Here is a 24,777-nt window from a genome sequence, read left to right as displayed (position 1 = left end):
AGGTCATCGTCAGGCATCTATACCCAACCCCGCACCTTACGGTGCGGGGTTTTTTATGCTCGCCACGTAGGATCTTGATCCTGCCCGCCCCCCGGCCCCGCCTGACGGCGTTGCCCGCCGCAGCCCGCCCCCCGGCCCCGCCTGACGGCGTTGCCCGCCGCAGCCCGACTCCCGAACACGCCCACATAAAAAAAGCCTGCCACAGCGGCAGGCTTTTTTTGGTTCATTTTTAGTGCTGATCCATTTTGGAAAGCGCTATCCATGTAGTCACGACTGTGTCTGGGTTGAGGGACAGACTATCAATGCCCTGTTCCATCAGCCATGCGGCAAAATCCTCATGATCAGAAGGCCCTTGACCGCAAATCCCTACGTACTTGCCCTGACGCTTTGCTGCGCTGATAGCTAGGCTAAGGAGTTTCTTCACGGCGGGGTCGCGTTCATCAAACATGGACGAGACGGTACCTGAATCGCGGTCGAGGCCTAGGGTAAGCTGTGTCATATCGTTGGAGCCAATCGAAAAGCCATCAAAATATTCGAGGAATTGATCGGCTAGCAACGCATTGGAAGGCAACTCACACATCATGATGACTTTGAGACCATTCTCGCCACGTTTTAGTCCTTGCTCCTCCAAGGTATCGATGACCTGTTTGGCTTCTTCAAGGGTGCGCACAAAGGGAATCATGATCTCTATATTGGTGAGTCCCATTTTATTTCGAACACGCTTTACAGCCTCGCATTCCAACGCAAAGCAGTCTTTGAACGAAGGGGATACATAGCGCCCGGCGCCGCGGAAGCCAAGCATAGGGTTCTCTTCGTGAGGCTCATAACGTTCACCGCCCAGCAAGTTGGCATACTCGTTGGATTTGAAATCAGAGAGACGAACAATGACGCGTTTAGGCCAGAATGCTGCCCCTAATGTCGCAATACCTTCGGCCAGGCGAGCGATATAAAATTCGACCGGGTCACCATAGGCAATGGTTAACTTACGAATCTCTGCCTGTAATTGAGGTGTTTGCTGATCGAATTCCAATAGTGCCTTAGGGTGTATACCAATCATGCGATTGATAATAAATTCCAGACGGGCCAGCCCAACGCCCTCATTTGGCAAGCCAGCAAAATCGAAAGCGCGATCGGGATTACCGACATTCATCATGATCTTTACAGGAAGCTCAGGAAGGTCGTCAACTTGGGCGCTTTGCACCTCATAATTAATCAAACCATCATAGATGTAGCCTGTATCTCCTTCCGCGCATGACACAGTCACTTGAGGCGTATTCAGAAGCCTATCTGTTGCATCACCACAGCCGACTACAGCAGGGATGCCTAACTCCCGAGCAATAATCGCGGCATGGCAGGTACGCCCCCCACGGTTAGTGACGATGGCCGAGGCCTTTTTCATGACCGGTTCCCAGTCGGGATCGGTCATGTCAGTCACAAGAACGTCACCTTTCTCTATCCGGTGCATTTCGCTGATGTCATCAATAATCTTGACTGAGCCCGCCCCAATACGGTGGCCGATGGCACGGCCTTCAGTAAGTAGGTTGCCACGTTTACTTAGCTGATAGCGTTCCATGACCTGTTTTCTGGAGCGCACAGTTTCAGGACGTGCCTGCACAATGAATAATTTGCCATTATGGCCATCCTTAGCCCATTCAATATCCATGGGACGTCCATAATGTTTCTCGATCAGAACGGCCTGTTTTGCCAGCGCTTCGACCTCCTCGTCACTGAGACAAAAACGTAGAGTGTCTTCCTCCGGCACGTCTTCGACCTTAACCTGCTTGCCGTGTGATTGGCTAGCGGTGTACACCATCCTTACCTGTTTGGACCCGATAGAGCGGCGTATGACCGCAGGGTGACCTTTTTCCAAAGTTGGCTTGTGTACGTAGAACTCATCAGGATTGACGGCGCCTTGTACTACCATCTCACCTAAGCCATAGGCGGCAGTAATGAAGACGACTTGATCGAATCCAGACTCGGTATCAATAGTAAACATAACGCCTGAAGTCGCTAGGTCAGAGCGAACCATACGCTGGATGCCCGCAGAGAGCGCGACGTTTTGGTGGTCATATCCTTGATGAACACGGTAGGAAATAGCACGGTCATTAAATAGTGAGGCGTAAACGTGCTTGATCGCAGTCATGATGGCCTCTAACCCCTGAACATTCAGGAAGGTTTCTTGCTGGCCAGCAAAAGAGGCATCTGGCATATCTTCGGCGGTTGCCGAAGAACGTACTGCGTAGGAAGCGTCTACTTCGCCCTCAGAGAGTTGATCATAGGCTGTGCGGATATCTGTCTCGAGGCTCGCCGGAAAGGGTGTGTCGATGATCCATGTCCGTATCTGTTGACCAGCCTTGGCTAGGCTTTGAACATCATCAATATCCGTTTCATCCAATAATTGGTAAATGCGCTGATTCAAACCGCTTTGTTCAAGAAACTGTCTGAATGCCCCTGCGGTTGTTGCAAAGCCATTGGGAACTGAAACCCCCATGTCCGTAAGATTAGTAATCATCTCACCAAGAGAGGCGTTCTTTCCACCCACTATTTCAACGTCCTGCATACCTACTTGGTCATACCAGGCAATATTTTGTACGTTATGTTTAGTATTTGTCATGGCGTTCTCTCTCTAACTTTATAAAGGCTGTTATTTATTGACGAGTACGTAATTTAATTACATTAAATTTATGCGCTTAACTATTTTAATTAGCGCAGGGTAGCATAAGTTTTTTACTTGTATATACTGTAAATTATGTTTGATAGGTGCGCTTGTCATGGATAAAGAAAAGAGAGATGTATTTTATATATCTGATGGGACTGCAATAACCATGGAAGTGCTGGGGCATGCTGTATTGTCACAGTTCCCCGTTATTTTTGGTCAGCAAACTTATCCTTTTGTCGAAGATACTGCCCGAGCTAATGAAATAAAAAGAAGAATAGATGACTCTTATATATATAATAAGCAGCGGCCAATTGTGTTTTATTCGATTGTGTGTCCCGATATAAAAAATATAATTTTACAAAGCCAAGGGTTTTGTCACGATGTTATAGACTCATTAGTGGCGCCATTACAGGAAGAATTGGGAGTGCCACCGACTCCGACTAGACACCGTACCTACGGACTTAATGAAGGTAATATTGCCAAATATAATGCTCGCATTGCCGCCGTTGATTATGCGCTAGCTCATGATGATGGCGTTTCACTACGTAATCTTGATCAGGCGCAAGTCATTTTATTAGGTGTTTCCCGGTGTGGTAAAACTCCCACTAGCCTGTATTTGGCGATGCAGTTCGGTATCCTTGTGGCTAATTATCCTTTTATTGCCGATGACCTGGATAACCTTCACTTGCCTAAAGAACTTGCACACTACAAGCAAAAACTTTTCGGCTTGACGATTTCTCCAGAAAGGTTGTCAATGATTAGAAATGAAAGAAGAAGTAAAAGCACTTATGCCTCACTCCATCAATGTCGATTGGAGGTTGGCGAAGTGGAACATTTATACAAGAGAAATAATATATCCTACTTGGATACTACTAACTATTCAGTAGAGGAAATCTCTACGCGTTTGATTGATGCTATGGGATTGAATAGGAATATATATTGATATTTCTCCTCGTGGATAAAGTGTATTCAATTTAATTAATTGATAAACGTTTTGGTTCTTCTTCCTTTTGACATATCAACACTTATGATTCAATTATTATTTTTTCTTCAATGGCCAGAAGGTTTGATTATGTCCAATGCTCGGCTGGCTAATATTTAATAGCATATTTATAATGGGCTATAAAATATAATTGCTAATATCTGTGTGAGAGACGATGAAAATGGGGGGCTAATCTTTGATAAAGGCTCAGCACTGTAGTGAGCAGGTTAAAGATTATGGTGTCTTTCTGTAAGGAGGCTCGAAAGGATAGCGAATAATCCGCTATAGTGGAGGGGTGTCGTTGATCGACCTGTATTATGAATAATATGGGTTGAAATAACCTGATACTGATAGCATGTCATTTTTATGGCAAGGCTGATTACACGTAACAAACTTTGACACAAGGGAGAGTGTTTAATGAAGAAGTTCATGGGAGTTGCACTGGCGACAGTATTCACCGTTGCTTTGGCAGGTTGTGATAATGGTGGTGAAGGTCCTGCTGAACAGGCTGGTGAAAAGATCGACAATGCCGCTGAGCAGACTCAAGAGAAAGCTCAGGATCTAGGCAATGCCGCTCAGGAGAAGGCTGAAGATCTGGGCAACGCCACTCAGAACAAGACCGAGAATCTGGGCAACGCCACTCAGGATCAAGCCGAAGACTTGGGTAATGCGACTCAGAACAAGACAGAAAATATGGGCAATCAGACTCAGGACACCATGAGCAACATGGGCGATGAGGCTGATGACGTGGCTAATACTGCCAACACGAATCCTAACCAGTAAAGCATCTCTTAAAAGGTTATGCTTTAACGCAAAGAAAGCCGGCTAATGCCGGCTTTCTTCATTTCTAAGTAAACAAATTAACTATTTTGCTCAATACCCTGTATGTACCAAGGGGCGTTATCTTTCAGCTCACGGGTTAGATGCCAGGTTTCATTGAACTCAGTTTCCTGGCCTTCTTCCTTGAGGATGCCATGAAATAGCACGGTGGCCTCGGCTTGCTGACCTATTTCCTGAATATTACCGAGTTCCGCAAATAGCCTGACGATTTCGGTCTGGTTATTAGCCGGCTGCTGGGCACGCTCCTTGCGTAGCAAGTTATAAAGCTCGGGCGTAACGTATTCCTGAATACGGCTCAGGTCATTATTGTCCCAGGCGCGCTGCAGCTCCATGAAGTGTTCCTTGGAACCGCTCAAAAAGCGTTCCTTGTCGAACCAACTAGGCGTACTACCTACCGCTGTGCCGCCGGAAACACTGCTGCGGTTAGCTTCGAACATCTGGTTGTGATTGCGCTGCTCATTGCGGGCATCATGATGTTGGCCATCATGGGCTCCTGCAGTAGCTTCGCGGCGGCGACGCAGAAACTTGAAAGCAATGAATGCAACGAGTGCAATCAACAAGATATCCATGAAACGAATACCGTCAAATGCACCGCCGAACAACAAGGAGGCTAGTAAACCACCTGCCATGATCCCGGCCAGAGGACCGAGAAAGCGTGAGGCACCGGAACGGTTGGGTTGGGTGGCCTGCCGCGGTGGTGTCGTTGCACGATTTGTTGCGCTCTGACTAGGACTTGCCGACCGGGAATAGCTACCGAAGCTTTTACCTCCGCCAAAACGTTTGGCTTCGGCATGGTCGACGGCTAAGCCGAAGCTCATCAGTCCTACCAGTAGCGTGATCAGAAGATGACGCATAGGTGTTTCTCCCTTAACGTAACGCACTCTTGAACTTCATTTAGGTAACTTCTTCTACATGCAAAGAAGCAGCGCTGTTATTGTTCTTCGCGGGTAAATACCCACGTATCGCCTTCCGACATCGCGGCATTGAAACGGTAGCCGTTCACATCGAATTCTTTCAGGCCTTCAGGGCGCTCCAAGCGTTCTCTGATCATCCAGGCACTCATCCAGCCGCGCGCTTTCTTGGCATAAAAACTAACGATCTTGTACTGCCCGTTCTTTGCATCCTTGAACACAGGGGTAACGATACGATGAGGGAAGCGCTTGGCATCGATAACCTTGAAGTATTCATTGGACGCCAAATTGACCAGCACGGGAGAGCCACTTTCTTCGACTGCCTGTTTGACAGCCTCGGTTAGGGTTTTCTTCCAGAAAGCATAAAGGTCACTGCCAGCTGTGTTGGGCAACCGCGTTCCCATTTCGAGCCGATAGGGCTGAATCAGGTCCAGAGGACGCAGCAAGCCATAAAGCCCAGACAAGATACGCAGATGCTGTTGAGACCACTGTAACTCCTCTTGGTTCCACTTATCTGCTTCCAGCCCTACATATACATCACCCTGAAATGCTTGTACGGCCTGTTTGGCGTTATCTAAATCGAACGATGGCTGCCACTGTTTAAAACGAGCCGCGTTCAAGCCGGCAAGTTTATCGCTCAGGCTCATCAATTCGGCTAACGCCTGCGGGGAATACTGGCGCAAAATCTCGATCAACTGCTGGCTCTGATCGAGGTAATCAGGCTGAGTATGTATGTCCGTTGTTGGCGGCGTATCGAAATCCAGCGTCTTGGCTGGAGAGATCACGCTCAGCATGGATTTTTTCCTTAAATCATCGACAGTTAATTATACCACTCGCCGTGCTAGGGCAGACGTAAGTGAGTCTTATCTTAAGCTAGTGAAAAGGCTATCTGCAGCTTAGTAACGGCGGATGAGATAAACGCCGGCAAACAACAATATCACGCCAGCTATTCTACCCCATGACAAGCTGTGCTGAGGGAACGTGGCCCAGCCGATGTGGTCGAGCACTATTGAGGCAGTAAGCTGTCCGGCGAGAAACGTAGCCATCATCGTACCGGCGCCGAGCCGCGGCGCTAGCATAACGGAACAGGCCACAAAAAATGCGCCCATTGCACCGCCTATCCAGCTCCAGGCAGGCGCTTCACGAAGGGAAGACACTTCTGGCCAGGGAAGTCTCATACAGACGAACACGATCAGTAATGCCAACGAACCCACGCAGAACGAGATCAGCGAAGCCCAGATCGAACTTCCTGCGTACTGGGCAAGTGTTGAATTAACGCCAGCCTGCACCGGCATCAAAATGCCGGCACAGACCGCGAGAATGAGCAGAAGCCCTTCTATAAGTGTCATGGGCTGGGGTTGGGAAGACGCTGATGGACGCTTTCGATCGCCTCCAGGATTTCTTCGCTCAACACCAGTGCATCACTGGCAATATTACTGTCCAACTGTTCAAGCGTTGTCGCGCCAATAATATTGCTGGTCAGGAAGGGGCGTGAATTGACGTAGGCAAGTGCCATCTGTGCTGGGTCGAGTTCGAAGCGACGCGCAATATCGACATAAGCCCAGGTGGCTTCTTCAGCCAGTGTCGAGGTGTAGCGCTGAAAACGCTCAAACAGGGTTAGGCGTGCACCTTTAGGCTGAAGACCACCAAGATACTTGCCTGAAAGCACGCCAAAGGCTAACGGCGAGTAAGCCAGCAGACCGACATTTTCCCGATGACTGACTTCTGCCAAGCCAATTTCATAGCTGCGGTTGAGAAGATTGTACGGATTTTGAATGCTGACGACTTTTGGCAGTCCTAGCGTTTCGGCAAGTCGTAGACATGTCATCACACCCCAGGGGGTTTCGTTGGAAAGTCCTATCGTCCGGACTTTACCGGCATCGACAAGCTCCTTGAGCGCACTCAGGGTTTCTTCCAGCGGGGTGGCATTTTCATCGTCTGCAGGCGTATAGCCAAGCTTGCCAAAGAAATTTGCCTGGCGATCTGGCCAATGCAGTTGATAAAGATCGAGATAGTCGGTGTTCAGACGTTTCAGGCTAGCGTCTAAAGCTTGATGAATATTATCCCGGTCAAGTCTTGGACCTCCGCGCAAATAGTCCATGTTTCGCCCTGGACCAGCGACCTTGCTAGCAATGACGAGATCGTCACGCTTTCCCCGTTTTTTTAGCCAGCTGCCGATATAGCTTTCCGTGAGTCCTTGCGTTTCAGCCTTTGGGGGCACGGGATACATTTCAGCCGTATCGATAAAGTTGATATCGGCTTCCAGGGCCCGGTCGAGCTGGGCATGGGCTTCGGATTCGCTATTTTGTTCACCAAAGGTCATCGTGCCTAAACATAGGCGGCTAACAGCAATATCACTGTCGCCGAGTAAGCGTCTTTCCATGGGTCCTCCAGGACAATCGGGCAAGAGATAAACGCCCATGTTAGACGGGGGGCGAAAAAGCGGCAAATGAGGGTTGAGTCAAGAATGGTCGAGGCGTATATTGCGCACCCGTCGCCTCGGTGAGCGCGCGGTATGCTGGGATGACCTTCTTTCATGCATGTCTGTAAAGACTGCTACGCTGATGGACATCTCAGTTGATTATATAGGTGCCATATTCCATGCGAATGTCAGGATGGCATCGAAGATCACGCAGTGACTAAGATTGGTTGCCAATATGCAGGCTGCATCAATGTTCATCCAGTTCGAATATCGCTTGGCCAAGAGCTTGTTGAACTCTACCTGGCTGGCGCATTCACCTCGCAAGCATCGTTTGACCATGCGTCTGTTTCGGCGCTGCGCCAATGCTGGTCATATCGATGCGTTGTCACGTTACGGGCATCTTCTGTTTCAGCGCGGTGCCTCGCCTCAGGATAAAGCCGTCGGTGCCCGCTGTGTAGTGCGCGCGGCTGAAGCCGGCGATACGCAAGCGCAATATCAGGCTGGCATGATCTATGAGCATGGCTGTGCACAGTACATGCGTCGCGATGATCGTGCCGTGACATGGTATGCCCGAGCAGCCGAAGCCGGTCATTTACTGGCGGCGCAGCGGCTTGCTAAAGCTTACCGTAAAGGTGAGTTGGGCTTACCCGTTGATGAAGGACGTGCTGCGGGATGGGATAGCTATGTCGATGCCGAAAGCAGTGCTGCCTCATCCATTCGTGTACCTGCCACAGCGCGTTATTAATAATCCAGCCCCATTTATTCTTTCTCTTGTTCAGCGTTAGTGATTATGGCCGATATATTCGCCTTCAATAAGCATAATCGCTACGCTGTGGGCATCATGGCTTGGTTGTGCATGAGTTCATCATCAGGAGGTCAGGGCGCCTTGTGAAGCTGCCAATCATACTTGATGTCGAAGCGTCTGGATTCGGGCGGGGAAGTTATCCCATCGAAGTCGGATTGGCGCGGGCGGATGGCAGCACATGTGCGTTTCTTGTCCAGCCTGTCGATGAATGGGTCCACTGGGATCCAAAAGCAGAACTGCTACACGGCATTTCGCGTGACCGGCTGCAGCGGGAAGGCCTGCCTGTTATTGAAGTAGCACGCTGGCTCAACGATGAGCTGGCGGATGAAGGGCTTGCCTATAGTGATAGCTGGGGATATGACAATACGTGGTTGTCTTTATTGTTTTATCACGCCGATATGCTGCCGCGCTTTAGGTTGGAGAGCTTGCGCCGTTTATTAAACGAGCAGCAGCTTGTCGTCTGGAGTGAAACCAAGCAGGCCATCATTGAACAGGAAGGTATCCGGCGCCATCGCGCCGGAGAAGACGTTCGTTTATTGCAGATGACGCTCATTCATACGCGTGGTTAGCCGTGGTACTTAGGCACCTGAGACGCGCAGCAGTACCTTGCCAATACTGGAATTACCCTCAAGATGCTCCATTGCCGATTCGGCTTCCTCAACTGGCCATGTGCGATCAATCAACGGCTTGATGCGGCCATCGTTCAGCAGAGGCCAAACATGGGCATGAAGCGCATCCATCACGCTGCCCTTACTGGCCGGCGAGCGTGAACGCAGCGTTGACCCTACCAGGCGTTGACGTTTCGCCAGCATGCGGCCCAGGTCAATATCCGTTTTAGCGCCGCCCATCACGCCTATCAGCACGATGCGTCCTTCCAGATTAAGGACCTGCTGATTCTGCAGCAGATAATCGCCGCCAACCGGATCGAGAATAACGTCAGCGCCGCCCCATTCGTTGACGGCATCGACAAAGCTGCCATCGTGGCGGTTCCAGCCGCTATCGGCGCCCAGCTCACGACACGCGTTGATCTTGTCCTGATTGCCTACCGTGACAAAGCAGGGATGGCCGAATGCCTTGCAGAGCTGAATCGCGGCTGTGCCCACCCCGCTGGCGCCTGCATGCAAGAGTACACGCTCGCCTTCACGAAGATTGCCCTCCATGAACAAATTCAGCCACGCGGTAGCAAAGACTTCCGGTAACGCCGCCGCGTCTTGAAGCGTCAGGTTTTCAGGGATTTTGAGAACTTGAGCCTCGGAGACCACCACCTCTTCGGCATAGCCACCACCGGAAAGCAGTGCACACACGCGATCGCCAATCTCGAAGCGCTCGACGTTAGGGCCGACTTCAGTCACGATGCCGCTGACTTCAAGGCCGAGGATTTCGGAAGCGCCCTTGGGGGGGGGATAGTTTCCTGCGCGTTGAAGCAGGTCAGCGCGGTTTATGCCGGCCCAGGCTACCTCGATTCGCACCTCTCCTGCACTAATGGGCAGTGCAGGATGTTCACGCCAAACCAGATGGTCACCCTCTACAGCGATAGCATGCATGGTGTTATAGCTCCTTGAAAGAATTTGGCCCTTGGTATTCACGATCCTTGGCCAGAAGGGTAGGGCATATGACGCAAATATTCAGCTTGTCGCTATGGCCAGAGCGCATCCAACAGTTGTTCGGGCTCCGTGGCGGTTACTAAACGTGCGCGCGTTGACGCGGTGAGAAAGCCAGCCTCGACAGCGTTGTCGAGAAATGTCAGGAGCGGATCGAAGAATCCGGCATGATTGAGTAGCGCGTTGGGCTTGTCATGCAGACCAAGATACTGCCATGTCCACGTCTCAAAAAATTCTTCCAGCGTACCAATACCGCCGGGTAGCGTAACGAAGGCGTCTGACAGAGCTGCCATGCGTGCTTTGCGGGTATGCATGTCAGGCACCTTGATCAGCTCGGTAAGGCCGGAGTGAGCCACTTCTCGATCGACAAGCTGTTGGGGAATCACCCCGATCACTTCTCCTCCCGCGTCTAGCGCCGCATCGGCACAGATGCCCATAAGTCCGGCCCGCCCCCCGCCATAAACTAGCCGCCAACCTCGTTGACCAATACTCCCGCCGATGGCCTGAGCCAATTGCTGCCATTGCGGATCATGGCCATTTCGAGAGCCCAGATATACACATACACTTCTCATCGTCACTTGCTCCCAACGCAAAATAATTATTCTAGCGGGTAGCGAGCATCGGCGGGATGGCAAACATGTCGATTAGCCTAATGTGTACGAGAACAAGTCAGGATTGGTGCAAGGTCTCAGGGCAGAGAGGCTGCTACTTCGGGATAGTACTCATCGATCCACTGGCCAATGACATTAGTGCCACATAAATGATGAGCATACTGCGTGTGCAGGCAACGTACCTGTGCCCAATTGCTGATCCCACCGACGCCACGCTCACGCAGCAAGTGGTCATACCCACGCGCAGCGGCCTCCTGCTGGACGGCTTTGCTCATCGATTGCCAGCGGCGAGCCACGTAATCTTCATGGCTTTTGCGATAGGCGGCCATGAAGTCAGGGTCTTCCTTGAGTATCGCTTCCAATGTCTTGATGACACCGGCGGCCTCAAGGTGAGAGAGCTCGATTTTTAGGCGATCGCTGGATAACCAATACAGCGTTGGGAAGGGTTTGCCATCAATGAGTGAGTCCATGCGCAGGACCAACGGCGTGCCTTCACCATCAGTCGCCGTAACGGCCTGAATGCCACGTGGAGCGCGGCCAAGCTGCTCGGTAATGATCGCGAGCTGACGTGTATCAGGAGCTTGATCGGTTTGAATCACCATCTGAAGGGGTATGTTCCGTTATGAATTTGTTTGATCGCGAGACGGCGCGAAAGAAGGCCTGATTAAGCTGGATGGGGCTGGGCAGGTAATTCCAGACACGCTCACAGTAATCACTTGCCCGAGCCAGTAGCGAGGCATACAGGCGATTAAACGGCGCATCATAGTCGTAGGTTTGTGATTCGGGCAAACGGATATGGGGATAATCGGCAAACCGGTCAATAAAATAGCGTTCGAGTGCCGCTTCAACCTGGCGGTGACGCGTTGTATTGTCAGGATCAAGCCATAAATCGTAGCGGATGTTCATCTCGCCTCCCGGAGGCCCTGCGTCAGCGTATGCTCAGTGTCGGGCAATATCAGCGATACGTGTATCGAGTAGTTCCACCAGCGCCTTGGGCGCCAGGGCGATTTCGAGCCCTCGACGCCCGGCGCTGATAAATAGTTCATCAAGGTTCATGGCGCTGATATCGAGAAAGCTTGGCAGTCGCTTACGTTGCCCCAACGGACTGATGCCGCCCACGACATAACCCGTAAGCCGTTCGGCGTCCTCTGGCTTGGCCATTGTCGCTTTGCGCACACCGGCTGCGCGTGCCAGTGCTTTCAGGTCAAGCGTTGTGGCCACAGGCACCATCGCTACAACGTGGCGGCCATCATCAAGTGCGGCCAGCAGTGTTTTGAATATGTGTTCAGGTGGCTGTCCCAGCGCCCGCGCTGCTTCGTCACCGTAAGCGGTAACCGTGGCGGCATGGGTATATTCCAGTACACGATGAGGAGTGTGCCTTTTCTCAAGAAGGCGAATGGCAGGTGTCATGGTGTGTTCTTTTTTTGGTCCAGTTAAATACTGATAAAGCATGCTTGTGCGGTAAGCAAGCTTGGTTGCGCTGTCGGCATCGGTACGGCCTGTACGGGTTATATAGATGGCATTCTTGGCCCCTTGATAACCGCCGACTAAAATCGTGACGAAGTGAACGATGAATGGCGATGATGTTAAACGTTTCTTTTTATTCTGCGTGCAAGGAGTAGCGGTATGCCAGGCTCGCTTGCACCGCCTCCGGCTCCCGATGCCTGTGAATTATGCGGCAGAGAAGACGTGCCGTTGACCCGGCACCACCTCATCCCGCGTACGCTGCATGGCAAAAAGCGTATGCGTAAGCGCTATTCGCGTGAGGAGATGGTGAGTTCAATTCTGTGGCTTTGCCGGCCTTGTCATTCACATATTCACCGCCTATTCGATGAGCGGACGCTGGCTGAGCAGTACGCTACTCGTGAGGCATTGCTGGCACATCCCGATGTCCAGGCGTTTGTTGCCTGGCTGAGCGACAAGCCGGCTGGCTTCAAGCCCAAATCACATCGGGGGAGGCGGCGCTGACTATCGACAGGAGATAGGGGCATTCAAATGAGTCGCTGCGCCCGCATATCCATCCATGCCTCGGATAGCGCTTCATCAAGCGGTTCGCGCAGATGAAAAGGGAGAGCATCGCGCGCCGATTCAATATCACTGAAATCACGCAGACGCAGCCAGGTATAGGCCCAGGCGGCAGTTTCTTCCTGGCTACGCGGCGAAGGATGCTGCGGCATCTGCGCTAGCAGAAACAGTGCTGCCTTGCTCGCCCATTGAGGCGGCTGGTGGCCACGACTCCAGGCGGTCAACGTTTCGCCGTTGGGATCGGCTTCAGGCTGGCCGAGCTGGGTTACACGCGCGGTATCGGCCAGGATGACTGCCAATTGGTCGGGTGTTGCCTCGCCAAGCATTAGCCATTGCCCTACTAGGGCAGGCATGCCTGCCATTGCCTTGGAATAAAAATGACTTTCAGGCATCTTCAATACCTCTTCTTTTACGGTCACGTAGGGATACGCTCATGACATTTGATTTCACCACGACGCTGGACCGGCGTCATTACCCCTCGACCAAATGGCATCGTTATGATGAGGATGTGCTGCCGCTTTGGGTAGCCGATATGGACTTCGCTGTACCGCAGGTTATCCAGGAGGCCTTGGCGGCACGCATCGCTCATCCTGTCTTTGGTTATGGACATGCGCCAACGTCTTTGCGTGAGACGCTATGTCACTGGAGTCATGAGCATTATGCGCTCGACATCGAACCCGACTGGCAGCAATGGGTGCCCGGTGTGGTGCCAGCGTTGCATGTAGCAAGCATGGCCTTGACCGAGCCGGGCGAGGGCGTACTGACCATCACGCCAATCTATCCACCATTTTTGCATGTTGCCGAGAATACGGGGCGTAAAACACAGCGCGCTGCAATGCGTCCTCCCACGGAGGATGATCCCTGCTGGCGGCTCGACTTCGATGCCATCGAGGCGGCCATTACGCCTGGGACGCGGCTCTTATTATGGTGCCACCCGCATAATCCTACCGGGCGTGTCTTCGATGACGAAGAATTAAAGCACTTGGCTGATATTATCGAACGCCATGATCTATGGGTGTGTTCCGATGAGTTGCACTGCGATCTCATTTTGGATCATCAACGACCTCACCGGCCACTCATCCAGCGTGAGCCGCGATTAGCGGCGCGTACCATCACGCTGTGGGCACCGTCCAAGACGTTTAATGTCGCCGGGTTGACCAGCGCCTGCGCGGTGATCCCCGATGCTAAGCTGCGGGCGCGTTTCAAGAAGGCAACGCTTGGGCTGATGCCGTCGGACAACGTGCTTGGGTTGGCCGCTTCCGAAGCGGCATATAGCGGCGGAGAGCCGTGGCGGCAAGCGCTGCTGGCGCAACTGCGTGACAACGTCACCATGATTGAGCGCTTCGTCGCGCGCTGGCCAGGCGTGGTATTTGCGCCGCCTGAGGCGACCTATCTCGCCTGGCTCGATCTGCGTGAAACGGATATGGCCAAGGCTAACCCAGATGTCTCGCCCCAACAGCTATTGCTTGAGCAGGCACGTGTTGCGCTGTCCGACGGTGCCGATTTTGGCTGGCCCGGTTTTGTGAGGCTCAACTTTGGTACCGAGTCGAGTCGCCTAGAAGCTGCCTTGGAACGCATGGACCGCGTGCTGAACGCCGGTTCGCCGCCCTAAACATGCCTGCATGACGTACGTGAAAAACGGCCCCACAATCGGGGCCGGCCTTTTTTAGTCTGCAGATGCACGATGGTCAATGTGTCTACGTGAAAAGATTACTTAGTAGAGTAACGTGAACAGTTTGCGGCGATAAGTCACCGTTAACGGATGGTCATTGCCTAGCACATCGAATGCACGCAGCAGCGTCTTGCGTGCTGCGTCCTCGCCATAGCTGCGGTCGCGCTTCATGACATCGAGCAAGCCTTCCAGCCCTTCATCATAGCGACCGTCAGCGACGGCACGCAGCGCACGCTGATAGCGGGCTTCACTGTCATCACGTTCGCCCAGAGCGGTAATCTGTTCGTGGCTCCAGGCCTCGGCAGCAAATTCCATACGTGCCCGAACGCCCTTGGCCTTGGGCGAGTCGCGGTGCTCGGGCGGCAGGGCATCGAGGATCTCGGTCGCCTGGGCGCTATCCTCTTCGGCGGCAAGTACACCGGCGAGCTCAATGTGATAGTCATAGTGCTCAGGATTTTCAGCCAGCAACTGCTGATAAAGTGTCTTGGCTGTGGCCGTGTCGCCGCTTTCTAGCGCGGCTTGCGCCTGCTCCTCGATGTTTTCTCCCGAGGCTGCTGGTGCATCAATATATTGTCCCAGCCATTCACGAATCTGGCCTTCTGGTAAAGCGCCCTGAAACTGATCGTACAACTGACCCTGAATGATGATCTTGACGTCAGGTACCGAGCGGATGCCCAGCTGCGCTGCGATTTGCTGGTTATCTTCGATATTGAGCTTGGCAAGAACAAAGGCGCCCTGATACTCACGCGCCAGCTTCTCGAGTACCGGCATCAAGCTCTTGCAAGGCTCGCACCAGGGTGCCCAACTGTCGAGCAATACCGGTACTTGCATTGAACCTTCCAGCACGACCTGCTGGAAGTTGGAAACATCCACTTCGACAATATATTGGCTCTCATCGGTTTGCCCTTTCGATGGGCCAGGCAGCTTGGCGCCGGGTTTGGCGGGTTCATTCTGCCCCATTGGGGTACCGGTTCTGGGATCGACGATTGGCATGTTGGCAAGGCCCTAAAAGCAGGTGAAGAAAATGGATGTAGTTTCCCTCGTTATGATGGCTGGCGGGCGGAAATTCAACCGCCATCAGCACCAGTGGGCTATCAGTAGGAGGATAGCGCATCGAGTAAAGGCACTCAGGTCACAGGATAGGCGTCAATATAATTAGCATGCTTAGAAAATGCCGCTATCCTTGGATAGTTTAGCGGTCATCGGCAACCGTGACCGTTTATCGCCATGACACAAGCATCAAGGAGACGATATGCAATTCCGGGATTTGACCGACAAGGTAGCCGTAGTAACCGGCGCATCAAGCGGCATCGGTGAAGCAACGGCAAAAGCATTGTCCGCTGAGGGCGTCAACGTAGTGCTAGTGGCGCGTAATCGCGAGCGTATCGAGGCATTGGCCAGCGAGATCGGTGAGCGTGCGATAGCCATACCTACCGATGTGGGCAACGAAGATGAAGTGGCGGCGCTGTTTAACGAAGTCAAAAAACGTTTCGGCGGGCTCGATCTTCTCTTCAACAATGCTGGAGTGGGCTATAACGGTCCCTTCGAGGATAGCAAGCGCGACGAGTGGAAGAAGACCATCGACGCTAATCTCTACGGCGTACTCTATTGCACTCAGGAGGCGATTCCACTGATGCGTGGCCGCGAGGGAGCGATGATCAATACCGTTTCAAGCGTGGGCGGACGCTACGGCGTGCCCGGCTGGTCGGTATACTGCGCTACCAAGTTCGCCGTGGTGGGCTTCCACGATACGCTCAGGAAAGAGATTGGCGGTGAAGGAATTCGTGTTTCGCTGATCGAGCCAGGCGCGGTCTATACCAACTGGGGCCACAACGTCACCGAAGATGCGATGAAAAAGCGCCGTGATGACGTCGAAGCGCTGCATGCCGAAGATATCGCCAATGCCTTGGTCTATGCTTTCGCTCAGCCTGGGCATGTTAATCCGCAAGAGCTTCTGATAATGCCGACCAAGCAGGTTTCACCTTAATCATTGTATTGAACCGCTAAGTGTTTTCGCTGCGTCCGGTATCATGTGATACCGGACGCGTTCGTTTGGTATCGCTAAAAGTAGTGAAGGTGCTGAAAACGTTCGCAGGTAGCTTGCGCAGGCAACGCGGGAGGATAGCTAACGATAATGCTGATGATGTTACTCAAGGCGGCCGTAGGTCTGATTGCCTTCGTTGCGCTGCTGCTGGCAGGCCCGGCATACATGATATTGTGGGGTGGCGTTGATACCGCCGCCGATTGGGCGACGGCCAGCCGCGAGCGGGCCGGGAATGCCCCCGATCCGGCCACCACGCGGGAAGCTATCGTTCAGGTCTACGGCGCACGCGCTTTTTCGTGGCGAGGCGCGTTTGCAGCGCATACCTGGATTGCGATCAAGTCGCAGGATGCGCGTCATTACACCATTTATGAAGTGATGGGCTGGCGGCGGCCCACGGTCAGTATTCATGCCAATGCACCGGATCGCGCCTGGTTCGGCAATCCTCCGCACCTGCTGGCCGAGATTCGCGGTGACAAGGCTGCTGCGGCTATTCCCCGCCTGCAATTGGCGGCAAGCAATTATCCTTATCCCCAGACGTATCGTATCTGGCCGGGTGCCAACAGTAATTCCTTCGTGGCGTGGATGGTGCGTCAGGCACCGGAGCTTAATGTGGAGTTGCCCTCAATTGCCCTAGGCAAGGATTATCTCGTCGACAATACGCATTGGTGGGGGCGTTTTTTTGCACCAGCACCCAGTAACAGCGGTTATCAGTTTTCGCTCTTTGGCCTGCTGGGCATCATGGTCGCCCGTGAAGAAGGCATTGAGATCAACGTGCTAGGCTTGGTGTTCGGTCTCGATCCTCTCGATTGGGCGATCAAGCTGCCGGGCATTGGTCGTATCGCCAGGAAACCGCTCGTCGAGGACAATCGGGATGCAACCGATCACTAGAAATCGCTTCAGGAGATGAATATGGCGGGTCCGATCAAGGTGGCAATCGTCGGGTATGGGTTGGCTGGCAAGGTCTTCCATGCGCCGTTGATCGTGCATACCGAGGGGCTTGTGCTCGATGCGGTTGTGTCGAGCCGGCATGATGAGATCAAGGCTGACTATCCCGATGTGCGGGTACTGTCATTTGAGCAGGTACTTGATGACACATCGATTGGACTGGTTGTGGTGGCGACACCCAACGATACCCATGCCGCTATCGCTCTCCAGGCGCTTGAGCGTGGCAAACATGTCGTGATCGATAAGCCGTTCGCGCTCAATGTGGCTGATGCAAAGAAGCTGATCGCTGCAGCGGAACAGGCGGGTACGGTAGTCTCCGCTTTTCAGAATCGTCGCTGGGATGCCGACTTTTTAACCGTGAAGAAGGTCTTGGCAAGTGGCGAATTAGGAGAGCTGGCTCAGTTTGAATCGCACTATAGCCGCTATCGCCCCCAGGTGCAGGACCGTTGGGGCGAAACGGATGCGCCGGGTACCGGCAACTGGTTCAACCTGGGCTCGCACACTGTTGATCAGGCGCTTCATCTGTTTGGACGACCGCAGGGCGTCTTGGCCGATTTTGCTATCCAGCGCAGCGGGGGCAGGGCCAGTGACTACTTCCATGTATTACTGCGTTATGAAACGCATCGTGTCATCTTGCATGGCAGTACGCTGGCGAGCTGGGAAGCGCCGCGCTTCTTGCTGCATGGCACCAAGGCGAGCTTTGTCAAATATGGCCTCGATACTCAGGAGCCTGCACTTCGCGCCGGTGATCGGCCGGGTCATGACTACTGGGGCATCGATCCCCAGCGTGGTGAAGTCGTGATCCGCCATGGCGAGGAGATTGAGCGCCACCAGATTGCAAACGAGCGCGGGGCTTATCCAAGCTATTACCGCGCGTTGAAAGACGCTATCAATGGTGACGGCCCTAATCCAGTCCCCCCCGAGGAGGCGTTGGCCACGACGGAGCTACTTGAGGCAGCGATTCGCAGCACCGAGGAGCGCCGCGAAATCCTGCTCTAGGCGGAACTGATCGCAACAAGGCGTAGCATTACGCGCCTTGTTGCGCAGTAGTAGATGCTTCGGAGAGGCGCTGATTGGCATAGCGTCTTGCCAATACCGCACAGACGAATAGTTGAATCTGATGAAATAACATCAGCGGCAATACGATGCTGCCGACATCCTGTGGCGAGAAAAGTACATTCGCCATGGGAATCCCGCTTGCCAAGGTCTTCTTGGAGCCGCAAAACACCACGGTAATTTCATCTTCCTTCGAAAACTTCAGAAGTCGACTGGCATAAGTCGTAATGATCAGGACGACGGCGAGCAGGATACAGTCGACGATGACCATGGTGATCAGACCCGTCACGCTTAACTTGCCCCACAGGCCGGAAATGACCGCTTCGCTGAAGGCAAGATAGACCACCATCAGGATTGAACCGCGATCGACTAACGACAAATGCTTCTTATGGGCACGTACCCAGCCACCAATCCACGGCTGTAATAGCTGGCCGAGCAGGAAAGGAGCAAGTAGTTGGAGCAGGATCGAAGTAACGGCATCTAGTGAAGCGCCGTTACTGCTGCCTTGTGTCGTCAGCAACAGGCCGACCAATACCGGCGTCAGGAACATGCCAAGGATATTGGATGCCGAAGCCGAACAGATTGCCGCCGGAATGTTGCCGCCGGCAATCGAGGTGAAGGCAATCGACGACTGCACGGTAGACGGCAATACACACAAAAACAGAACGCCCATGTAAAGCGCTGGCGAGAGTAGTTCTGGCGAGATCAACCCTATGATCAGTCCCAGCAGAGGAAACAGCACAAAGGTGCTGGCGAAGATAACCAGATGCAGCCGCCAGTGGGTAATGCCTTCCAGTACGGTCTTGGGTGAAAGCCGTGCACCGTGCAGAAAGAACAGCAGGGCGATAGCAATGGTAGTGGCTACTGAAAATGCCTCGGCGAACTCGCCGCTGGCAGGTAACAGGGATGCCACGATAACGGTGGCAATCAAATACAGCAGGAACTTGTCGATGTTAAGCCGGCTCAGCATGCTCAAGGTCTTGTCCTTTTTCATCGGTAATGCATGAACGGTGGCTGCATCATAGCGAGCGGGCCGGTTATTTTGAATCGTGCTTTCAGTGATGACTGCTATCACATTTCATGATAAATCACATAGGTAACATCAAGAGACAAGTGTCATATGTTCAATCCGGTATGGCTGCAGACCTTCGTAACGGTGGCACAAACACGCAGCTTTACGGCATCTGCGGTTCAGCTTGGCTTGGGCCAGTCGACAGTTAGTCAGCATGTCCGCCGTCTTGAAGACGTGGCCGGGCAGCGGCTTTTTGTGCGCGATACCCATACGGTCACGCTGACCTCATCCGGTGAGGCGCTACTGGGTTTTGCGCGTACCATCCTTGAAACTCAGGAACAGGCGCGGCGCCATCTCAAGGGTAGCGAGCTGCGTGGTCGGCTGCGTTTTGGCGCATCGGAGGATTTTGTCTCTACACGTTTGCCAGAAGTATTGGGTGAATTTACCCGCCGTCATCCTGCTGTCGATCTTGAATTGAACGTCGCGTTGAGTGGGCAGCTTTACGAACAATTGGATGCAGGTGAACTCGATCTGGTCCTGGCCAAACGCCGTCTGGATGATCCTCATCGAGGTCAGGTGTTACGTCGTGATCGCCTGGTGTGGGCAGCCCGCGCCGATGCACCTATCGAAGTGGGTAAAGCGGTACCGTTGATTCTTTATCCACGCCCCAGCATTACCCGTGAAGCTGCACTTGATGCACTCACCCGGGGTGGCCACTCATGGCGAATCGTATGTACCTGCGCCAGTCTGAGCGGGCTGCATGCCGCCGCCTTGGCGGGGCTTGGTATCATGGTGCAACCGCGCAGCCTGATGTCACGCGGTCTGGTGGATATCAGCACTCACGCCGATTTACCCGAACTCGAAGAAGTGGAATTCGTACTTACGGGAAGAGGCCCTGCGCTAGGCGGCATTGCCGATGAGTTGGCAATGGCAATACGTCACAATGACAGGCGTCTGCAGCCAGATTGATGATACTGGACGGCGTTTTCTAGCGGTATCGTACGGTTTTCAAACAACTGCCAAAACCGACACCTTTCGGTATCGGTTTTCTTAATTTGGTAGCGGGGGCCGCTGATTCGAAACAAGAGGGAACCGACGACCTGCCATGAGCCCGTTGCAGTAACGTACTCAAACGCTGCTGAATAATAGATACAAAAAAACCGACACCTTTCGGTATCGGTTTTTTTAATTTGGTAGCGGGGACCGCTGGTTCGAAACAAGAGGGAACCGACGACGTGCTATGAGCCCGCTACGCTAGCATGCTCAAACGCGGCTGAATAATAGCTATAAAAAAACCGACACCTTTCGGTATCGGTTTTCTTAATTTGGTAGCGGGGGCCGGATTTGAACCGACGACCTTCGGGTTATGAGCCCGACGAGCTACCAGGCTGCTCCACCCCGCATCGACGTGCTGTGCATACTACTCGCTTTTGATTTAATGTCAATGGGATAAAGCATTTAGCTTGATTATTCCCATTGGCGTCCACGCATTATCTCCATGAACTCATCCAGCAAGGGGGCCTCTATACGCCATGTGTCGGCACTGATAGGGCCGGTAGCCAACACATGTAGCTGTACCTGTTCAAGTTCTTGCTGGCGTGTCAACGTGGTGCCCATGCTGTCATTGAGACGGGCGACTTGAACATCGAGTCGACGCGGCTCATCTTCTGGGGCAATAGGGGCATCGGCAAGTACAGCCAGGTGGACACGTAAATGAGAAAGCCGGTCAGCACCTGCCTCCTTGGTTGATGTTCGACGCATCCGGTTACGTTGTTGATGCGCCTTGAGGGCATCCTTATCGAGGGCTATCTCGGTCTCGATATCAGCAACTGCTTCACCGGCTAGCGCGCGCGTATCAGCATCGACATGAGCATCAAGCAGTGGGCGCCAGGCATGCCAGCGCGAGATCAGCACATCACGGGCAAGCTGTTCAAGTGTTTGATGACGAGCACGAATAATGCCATTCCAGCGACGCTGCATGCCCTCGGTACGACGCCCGGCGGGCAGTGGTGCCAGCCTAATAACCTCGGCTTCTGCTTCGTCGAGTATATGTCTTTCTTCAATGCTGGCAGGTTGCCAAGCGTCGAGTCGGTCGATTAATGCTTGCATGGCATCGAACCGCTCATCCTGCTGTGCCTTGCGCTTGTTGCGCTGATGGTCACGGGCCGCAAAGACAGTATCGCAAGCATGACGAAACGTTTTCCACAACGCTTGCTCTTCACCCTTTGGTGCACGCCCCAGTGCGCGCCACTGTTGCTGTAGCGCCTTGGCCTGTTCTGCACGTGCTTCGGCGTCTCCTGTTTCATCGGCCAATGCCTGAACCTGTTCGATCAGGTCACGCTTGGCATCCGCCAAGGCGCGGGCGCGGTCATCAATCAGGGCCTGCAGGCCACGCATTGACTGAGCGAAACGCTGTCTGACGGCTTCCGCTTGCTCCCTCGGCACCGGTGTATAGCGCTGCCACTCCTCACGTGAGCGATTGCGTATCTGACGTAAGGCATCCGGGTCCGCCCCAGCATCGGGTGCCGCCAGTAATGCTTCGAGCTGCGCGCAAAGCGCTTCACGATGGGCAAGATTCTCGTTTCGTTGATGAATGCGTTCTTCAAAATAATGCCTCAGCGAGGCTTTTACCTTATCGGAGGCCTCGCGAAAGCGGCTCGATAGCTGACGTGTCGCCGCGGCATCGCCGAGTGCTTTCCATTCGCTGACAAGCTGACGATGGCGGCGGTCACGCTCCATGTCGGTTAAAGGCTCATCAATGAGTGCTTCCATGGCCGTGCAGAGCTGTTCACGCTTGGGCGCCGCGACGAAGCCGCGCCAATCCCTGAGTTCAGCGGTCTGGGCAGTGAGTCGCTTGACGGTAGCGGAAAACCGCTCGCGGGCCTTCGGGTCAAGATGGGTGTCACGCTGCTTGATGGTATCGAGCAGGCGGGTTGCGGCGCGTAGCTCACCGCTTTCCAGCAGCGCTTCGAGCCGTTCTAGATCAGCGGCAAAGCGTTCCTCCTGCGCTCTGGAAGCCACAACATCTGCAGCACGTTCGGCAGCATTGGACTGACATGCTCGATAGAGTTCATCAAGAAGCTGCGGCCGTGGCAGCGCGGTTGGCCAGTCTATTTCACGGGCAAGTACATCAAGAGGAGCTTTATCGCCGGCATCCAGCGCCTGCTCCAAGGCGGCCTTGTGATCCTCCAGGCGCTGCCAGGCGCTGCCGATGGCATCAAGCTCGCTCAGTAACTGTTCATAGCGTTCCTGAACCTGTACTTGGGGAGAGCGCTCATCTGAAAGCACACGCCAGCGTTCACTCTGCAGACGGCGCTGCGCCACCATGCTATCGATATCCTGCCTGCTGGGCGCGGGGGGCTGTTGGAGATGTGCGAGCGTACTCTCCAGTGCATCAATGATCTCTTGGCGCTTAGTCTGTGCTTGAGCCTGGGCGAGCGCTTCGGCTTCGGCGGCGCGGTGGTGTGCTTCATGTTCATGAATAGTAACGCGACAACGCTGATCAGCGAGATGGAAGCGACGCTCTTGTTCGGCATCGGCGCCTGATGCGTTCAACTCCCATTCACGTACCAAGTGACGATAACGTGCATCATAAAGCGGCTCCCAGCTATGAGCCCCATGTCGCTCAAGAGACTCCAAAAGCTCCTCACGGCGAGCCTGACGCGTTTCGAGATCGCGCGTGGCGGCTCGGCGTTGATTAATCCGATTGCGCGCTTGACGGGCAATATTGCGATCACGACGCGATTCGCGCGCCAACCGCTCAAGACCTTCGTCGCTTTCAACACGCGCAGCGGCGGCGTGCCGCACGGCTGCAATCGAGTTGCGACACGCCTGATCAACCAGTACAGCTTCATCGTCGAGACGGGCTAGCGCGCTTAACCGTAGCTGTTGATTGTCAGCACGCAGCGCAATGTCGTTTAACAATGCAGGCGCTGCGATCTTTTCCAGCAGCATTTGCCGTTCTTCAAGCGGTAGGGAGGATTCGTGCTCTCCCGTAACATGCCTTACCAGAAGCGCATTGAGCTCCGCTTTCTCGAAAGGACTGCGCTCTACCAGTTGGTTGGGATCGTCCAGCCGCTCAAGTGCGGTACGACGGACATGCTCATCGTTATCGTCGAGCAGAACGAGGAGAGTATCGCGATCACGTTGGGGATCGAGACGTCCGACTGCTTCACGGCGCACGTGAGCATCGGGGTGGCGCCAGCGTGGCGCGAAGAAACGTTGCAAAAATCCAGGCATTTAGGCTTCCGATACACGAACAGACGGCAAAGAGTATCTAATCATGTCCTTGCATGACGAGAAAGGTTACGTATCGGTGCATGAAGACACCTGACATCTGCAAGGACAGCGCTTATCATCAATTGCGTTTAGGGGGGGCTCACTATAGCGTTACCCCTTCAAGTGCCAAAACATCAGCCGACGTGGAGCCGGTCATGAGTCTCAACGTGGACAGAGCGAGCACCGCTTTCACTTTCAAAGGCGGTATGCTGCCAATGACGGTCATGGAGCTTACCAGCGCAGACCCCGAACGGGTGCGTGCTCAGCTCTCGAGTAAATTGAGCCAGTCCCCGGCGTTCTTTCAGCATACACCGGTAGTGCTCAGTGTAGAAAAGCTTGATGAGCCTCATCTGGCCCTCGAAAGATTGTGCGCCGTTTGCCGCGCCCATAAATTACTACCGGTCGCAGTGCGTGGCGGTGGCGATAGTATCAAACAGTCAGCTTGGGCGCTGGGGCTTGGCTGGTTTCCGACCCAGGAAAATCGCCCTCAAGCCGTCAACTCGTCATCTGACGATGCGACTGCAGAGGCGGTACTGAACGAGGCACCGCTTAGCGCCGCGAGCGGTGGGCGTATATACCGTGGCACCGTACGCTCCGGGCAGCAGGTCAGCGCTTCCGAAGGTGACCTGGTGGTCATCGGGGCGGTCAACGCTGGTGCAGAGATTCTCGCTGCTGGCAGCGTGCATGTCTATGGGCCACTGCGCGGACGAGCGCTCGCCGGTATTCATGGGGATCGTGAAGCAGGAATTTTCTGCCATGAATTGCATGGTGAGTTGCTCTCGGTAGCCGGTAATTACAAGCGTCTTGAGGACATTGATCCGACGCTTTTGGGGCGTGCTGTACAGGTCCGCCTGCTGGAAGACCAACTGAATATTGAAACGCTCGGTTGAGCGGTATTTAACAACTGCATTAAA

25 protein-coding genes and 1 tRNA gene are annotated in these 24,777 nt (G+C 53.7%); 11 read left to right on the top strand and 15 right to left on the bottom strand.

Annotated elements, in window-relative coordinates:
* Nucleotides 1-229: 229 nt before the first annotated feature.
* On the bottom strand, nucleotides 230-2,614 hold the full coding sequence (gene ppsA, locus C3Z11_RS16705) for a phosphoenolpyruvate synthase (RefSeq protein ID WP_106479047.1): 2,385 nt from the start codon (nucleotides 2,612-2,614) through the stop codon (nucleotides 230-232).
* A 157-nt stretch (nucleotides 2,615-2,771) separates the two neighbouring features.
* Between ppsA and ppsR the strand changes: the two genes are divergently transcribed.
* Nucleotides 2,772-3,602 (top strand): posphoenolpyruvate synthetase regulatory kinase/phosphorylase PpsR, encoded by an 831-nt coding sequence (gene ppsR / locus C3Z11_RS16700; protein WP_106479046.1) that lies wholly within the window; start codon nucleotides 2,772-2,774, stop codon nucleotides 3,600-3,602.
* 456 nt (nucleotides 3,603-4,058) lie between these two features.
* Nucleotides 4,059-4,424 (top strand): hypothetical protein, encoded by a 366-nt coding sequence (locus C3Z11_RS16695; RefSeq protein ID WP_106479045.1) that lies wholly within the window; start codon nucleotides 4,059-4,061, stop codon nucleotides 4,422-4,424.
* A gap of 77 nt (nucleotides 4,425-4,501) precedes the next feature.
* Here C3Z11_RS16695 and C3Z11_RS16690 read toward each other — a convergent pair whose 3' ends face one another.
* From C3Z11_RS16690 to C3Z11_RS16675, 4 genes are all read right to left on the bottom strand, one after another.
* Nucleotides 4,502-5,335, bottom strand: a complete 834-nt coding sequence (locus C3Z11_RS16690) for a Tim44 domain-containing protein (RefSeq protein WP_106479044.1) — start codon at nucleotides 5,333-5,335, stop codon at nucleotides 4,502-4,504.
* 77 nt (nucleotides 5,336-5,412) lie between these two features.
* Nucleotides 5,413-6,186 (bottom strand): peroxide stress protein YaaA, encoded by a 774-nt coding sequence (gene yaaA / locus C3Z11_RS16685; RefSeq protein ID WP_106479043.1) that lies wholly within the window; start codon nucleotides 6,184-6,186, stop codon nucleotides 5,413-5,415.
* Between the two features lie 102 nt (nucleotides 6,187-6,288).
* Entirely contained in the window at nucleotides 6,289-6,741 is a 453-nt protein-coding gene (locus C3Z11_RS16680; protein ID WP_106479042.1) for a DMT family transporter, read from the bottom strand.
* Entirely contained in the window at nucleotides 6,738-7,775 is a 1,038-nt protein-coding gene (locus tag C3Z11_RS16675) for an NADP(H)-dependent aldo-keto reductase (protein ID WP_106479041.1), read from the bottom strand. The genes C3Z11_RS16680 and C3Z11_RS16675 overlap by 4 nt, the downstream gene beginning before the upstream one ends.
* Before the next feature lie 289 nt (nucleotides 7,776-8,064).
* On the opposite strand from C3Z11_RS16675, the gene C3Z11_RS16670 reads away from it, so the two are divergent.
* On the top strand, nucleotides 8,065-8,559 hold the full coding sequence (locus tag C3Z11_RS16670) for a tetratricopeptide repeat protein (protein WP_262927468.1): 495 nt from the start codon (nucleotides 8,065-8,067) through the stop codon (nucleotides 8,557-8,559).
* 143 nt (nucleotides 8,560-8,702) lie between these two features.
* The gene (locus C3Z11_RS16665; RefSeq protein ID WP_106479040.1) at nucleotides 8,703-9,188 is read left to right on the top strand and encodes a hypothetical protein; all 486 of its coding nucleotides are present in this window, start codon (nucleotides 8,703-8,705) and stop codon (nucleotides 9,186-9,188) included.
* Between the two features lie 9 nt (nucleotides 9,189-9,197).
* Here C3Z11_RS16665 and C3Z11_RS16660 read toward each other — a convergent pair whose 3' ends face one another.
* The 5 genes from C3Z11_RS16660 to ybaK all read right to left on the bottom strand — a co-directional run bounded on the left by C3Z11_RS16660 (nucleotide 9,198) and on the right by ybaK (nucleotide 12,241).
* Nucleotides 9,198-10,163 carry an NAD(P)H-quinone oxidoreductase gene (locus C3Z11_RS16660; RefSeq protein ID WP_106479039.1) on the bottom strand — a complete coding sequence of 322 codons (966 nt, stop codon included), beginning with the start codon at nucleotides 10,161-10,163 and terminating at the stop codon, nucleotides 9,198-9,200.
* Between the two features lie 92 nt (nucleotides 10,164-10,255).
* A complete protein-coding gene (locus tag C3Z11_RS16655; RefSeq protein WP_106479038.1) occupies nucleotides 10,256-10,792 on the bottom strand; it encodes an LOG family protein in 537 nt (178 codons plus the stop codon).
* 116 nt (nucleotides 10,793-10,908) lie between these two features.
* The gene (locus tag C3Z11_RS16650; RefSeq protein ID WP_106479037.1) at nucleotides 10,909-11,433 is read right to left on the bottom strand and encodes a DUF501 domain-containing protein; all 525 of its coding nucleotides are present in this window, start codon (nucleotides 11,431-11,433) and stop codon (nucleotides 10,909-10,911) included.
* Entirely contained in the window at nucleotides 11,405-11,737 is a 333-nt protein-coding gene (locus tag C3Z11_RS16645; RefSeq protein ID WP_106479036.1) for a hypothetical protein, read from the bottom strand. The genes C3Z11_RS16650 and C3Z11_RS16645 overlap by 29 nt, the downstream gene beginning before the upstream one ends.
* Before the next feature lie 33 nt (nucleotides 11,738-11,770).
* Nucleotides 11,771-12,241 (bottom strand): Cys-tRNA(Pro) deacylase, encoded by a 471-nt coding sequence (gene ybaK / locus C3Z11_RS16640; RefSeq protein WP_106479035.1) that lies wholly within the window; start codon nucleotides 12,239-12,241, stop codon nucleotides 11,771-11,773.
* 216 nt (nucleotides 12,242-12,457) lie between these two features.
* On the opposite strand from ybaK, the gene C3Z11_RS16635 reads away from it, so the two are divergent.
* Nucleotides 12,458-12,799, top strand: coding sequence for a hypothetical protein (locus C3Z11_RS16635; protein WP_106479034.1), 342 nt, complete (start codon nucleotides 12,458-12,460; stop codon nucleotides 12,797-12,799).
* Nucleotides 12,800-12,822: 23 nt separating this feature from the next.
* On the opposite strand, the gene C3Z11_RS16630 is transcribed toward C3Z11_RS16635, so the two are convergent.
* On the bottom strand, nucleotides 12,823-13,248 hold the full coding sequence (locus tag C3Z11_RS16630; RefSeq protein WP_106479113.1) for a hypothetical protein: 426 nt from the start codon (nucleotides 13,246-13,248) through the stop codon (nucleotides 12,823-12,825).
* Between the two features lie 41 nt (nucleotides 13,249-13,289).
* Between C3Z11_RS16630 and C3Z11_RS16625 the strand changes: the two genes are divergently transcribed.
* Nucleotides 13,290-14,468 carry a MalY/PatB family protein gene (locus C3Z11_RS16625; protein WP_106479033.1) on the top strand — a complete coding sequence of 393 codons (1,179 nt, stop codon included), beginning with the start codon at nucleotides 13,290-13,292 and terminating at the stop codon, nucleotides 14,466-14,468.
* Between the two features lie 102 nt (nucleotides 14,469-14,570).
* On the opposite strand, the gene C3Z11_RS16620 is transcribed toward C3Z11_RS16625, so the two are convergent.
* Nucleotides 14,571-15,521, bottom strand: a complete 951-nt coding sequence (locus C3Z11_RS16620; protein ID WP_106479032.1) for a thioredoxin family protein — start codon at nucleotides 15,519-15,521, stop codon at nucleotides 14,571-14,573.
* Nucleotides 15,522-15,780: 259 nt separating this feature from the next.
* Between C3Z11_RS16620 and C3Z11_RS16615 the strand changes: the two genes are divergently transcribed.
* From C3Z11_RS16615 to C3Z11_RS16605, 3 genes are all read left to right on the top strand, one after another.
* Entirely contained in the window at nucleotides 15,781-16,515 is a 735-nt protein-coding gene (locus C3Z11_RS16615; protein WP_106479031.1) for an SDR family oxidoreductase, read from the top strand.
* Nucleotides 16,516-16,662: 147 nt separating this feature from the next.
* Complete coding sequence (locus tag C3Z11_RS16610; RefSeq protein WP_262927467.1) at nucleotides 16,663-17,460, top strand: DUF3750 domain-containing protein; 798 nt, start codon at nucleotides 16,663-16,665, stop codon at nucleotides 17,458-17,460.
* A 21-nt stretch (nucleotides 17,461-17,481) separates the two neighbouring features.
* Nucleotides 17,482-18,516 carry an oxidoreductase gene (locus C3Z11_RS16605; protein WP_106479030.1) on the top strand — a complete coding sequence of 345 codons (1,035 nt, stop codon included), beginning with the start codon at nucleotides 17,482-17,484 and terminating at the stop codon, nucleotides 18,514-18,516.
* A 28-nt stretch (nucleotides 18,517-18,544) separates the two neighbouring features.
* Here C3Z11_RS16605 and C3Z11_RS16600 read toward each other — a convergent pair whose 3' ends face one another.
* A complete protein-coding gene (locus C3Z11_RS16600) occupies nucleotides 18,545-19,543 on the bottom strand; it encodes a bile acid:sodium symporter family protein (RefSeq protein ID WP_106479111.1) in 999 nt (332 codons plus the stop codon).
* 150 nt (nucleotides 19,544-19,693) lie between these two features.
* Here C3Z11_RS16600 and C3Z11_RS16595 point away from each other — a divergent pair, with 150 nt between their 5' ends.
* Nucleotides 19,694-20,554 (top strand): LysR substrate-binding domain-containing protein, encoded by an 861-nt coding sequence (locus C3Z11_RS16595; RefSeq protein ID WP_106479029.1) that lies wholly within the window; start codon nucleotides 19,694-19,696, stop codon nucleotides 20,552-20,554.
* Nucleotides 20,555-20,911: 357 nt separating this feature from the next.
* On the opposite strand, the gene C3Z11_RS16590 is transcribed toward C3Z11_RS16595, so the two are convergent.
* A tRNA-Met gene (locus C3Z11_RS16590) sits at nucleotides 20,912-20,988 on the bottom strand.
* A gap of 64 nt (nucleotides 20,989-21,052) precedes the next feature.
* Nucleotides 21,053-23,824: a DUF349 domain-containing protein gene (locus C3Z11_RS16585; RefSeq protein ID WP_106479028.1), complete on the bottom strand. Its 2,772-nt coding sequence runs from the start codon at nucleotides 23,822-23,824 to the stop codon at nucleotides 21,053-21,055.
* A gap of 194 nt (nucleotides 23,825-24,018) precedes the next feature.
* Between C3Z11_RS16585 and minC the strand changes: the two genes are divergently transcribed.
* The gene (minC, locus tag C3Z11_RS16580; protein WP_106479027.1) at nucleotides 24,019-24,753 is read left to right on the top strand and encodes a septum site-determining protein MinC; all 735 of its coding nucleotides are present in this window, start codon (nucleotides 24,019-24,021) and stop codon (nucleotides 24,751-24,753) included.
* The last annotated feature ends 24 nt before the right edge of the window (nucleotides 24,754-24,777 follow it).

Source organism: Phytohalomonas tamaricis (genome assembly GCF_003012345.1).
GTDB classification, from domain to species: Bacteria; Pseudomonadota; Gammaproteobacteria; order Pseudomonadales; family Halomonadaceae; genus Phytohalomonas; species Phytohalomonas tamaricis.
Note: the sequence above shows the minus strand (reverse complement) of the source record. Positions and strands in the feature narration are given on the sequence as shown.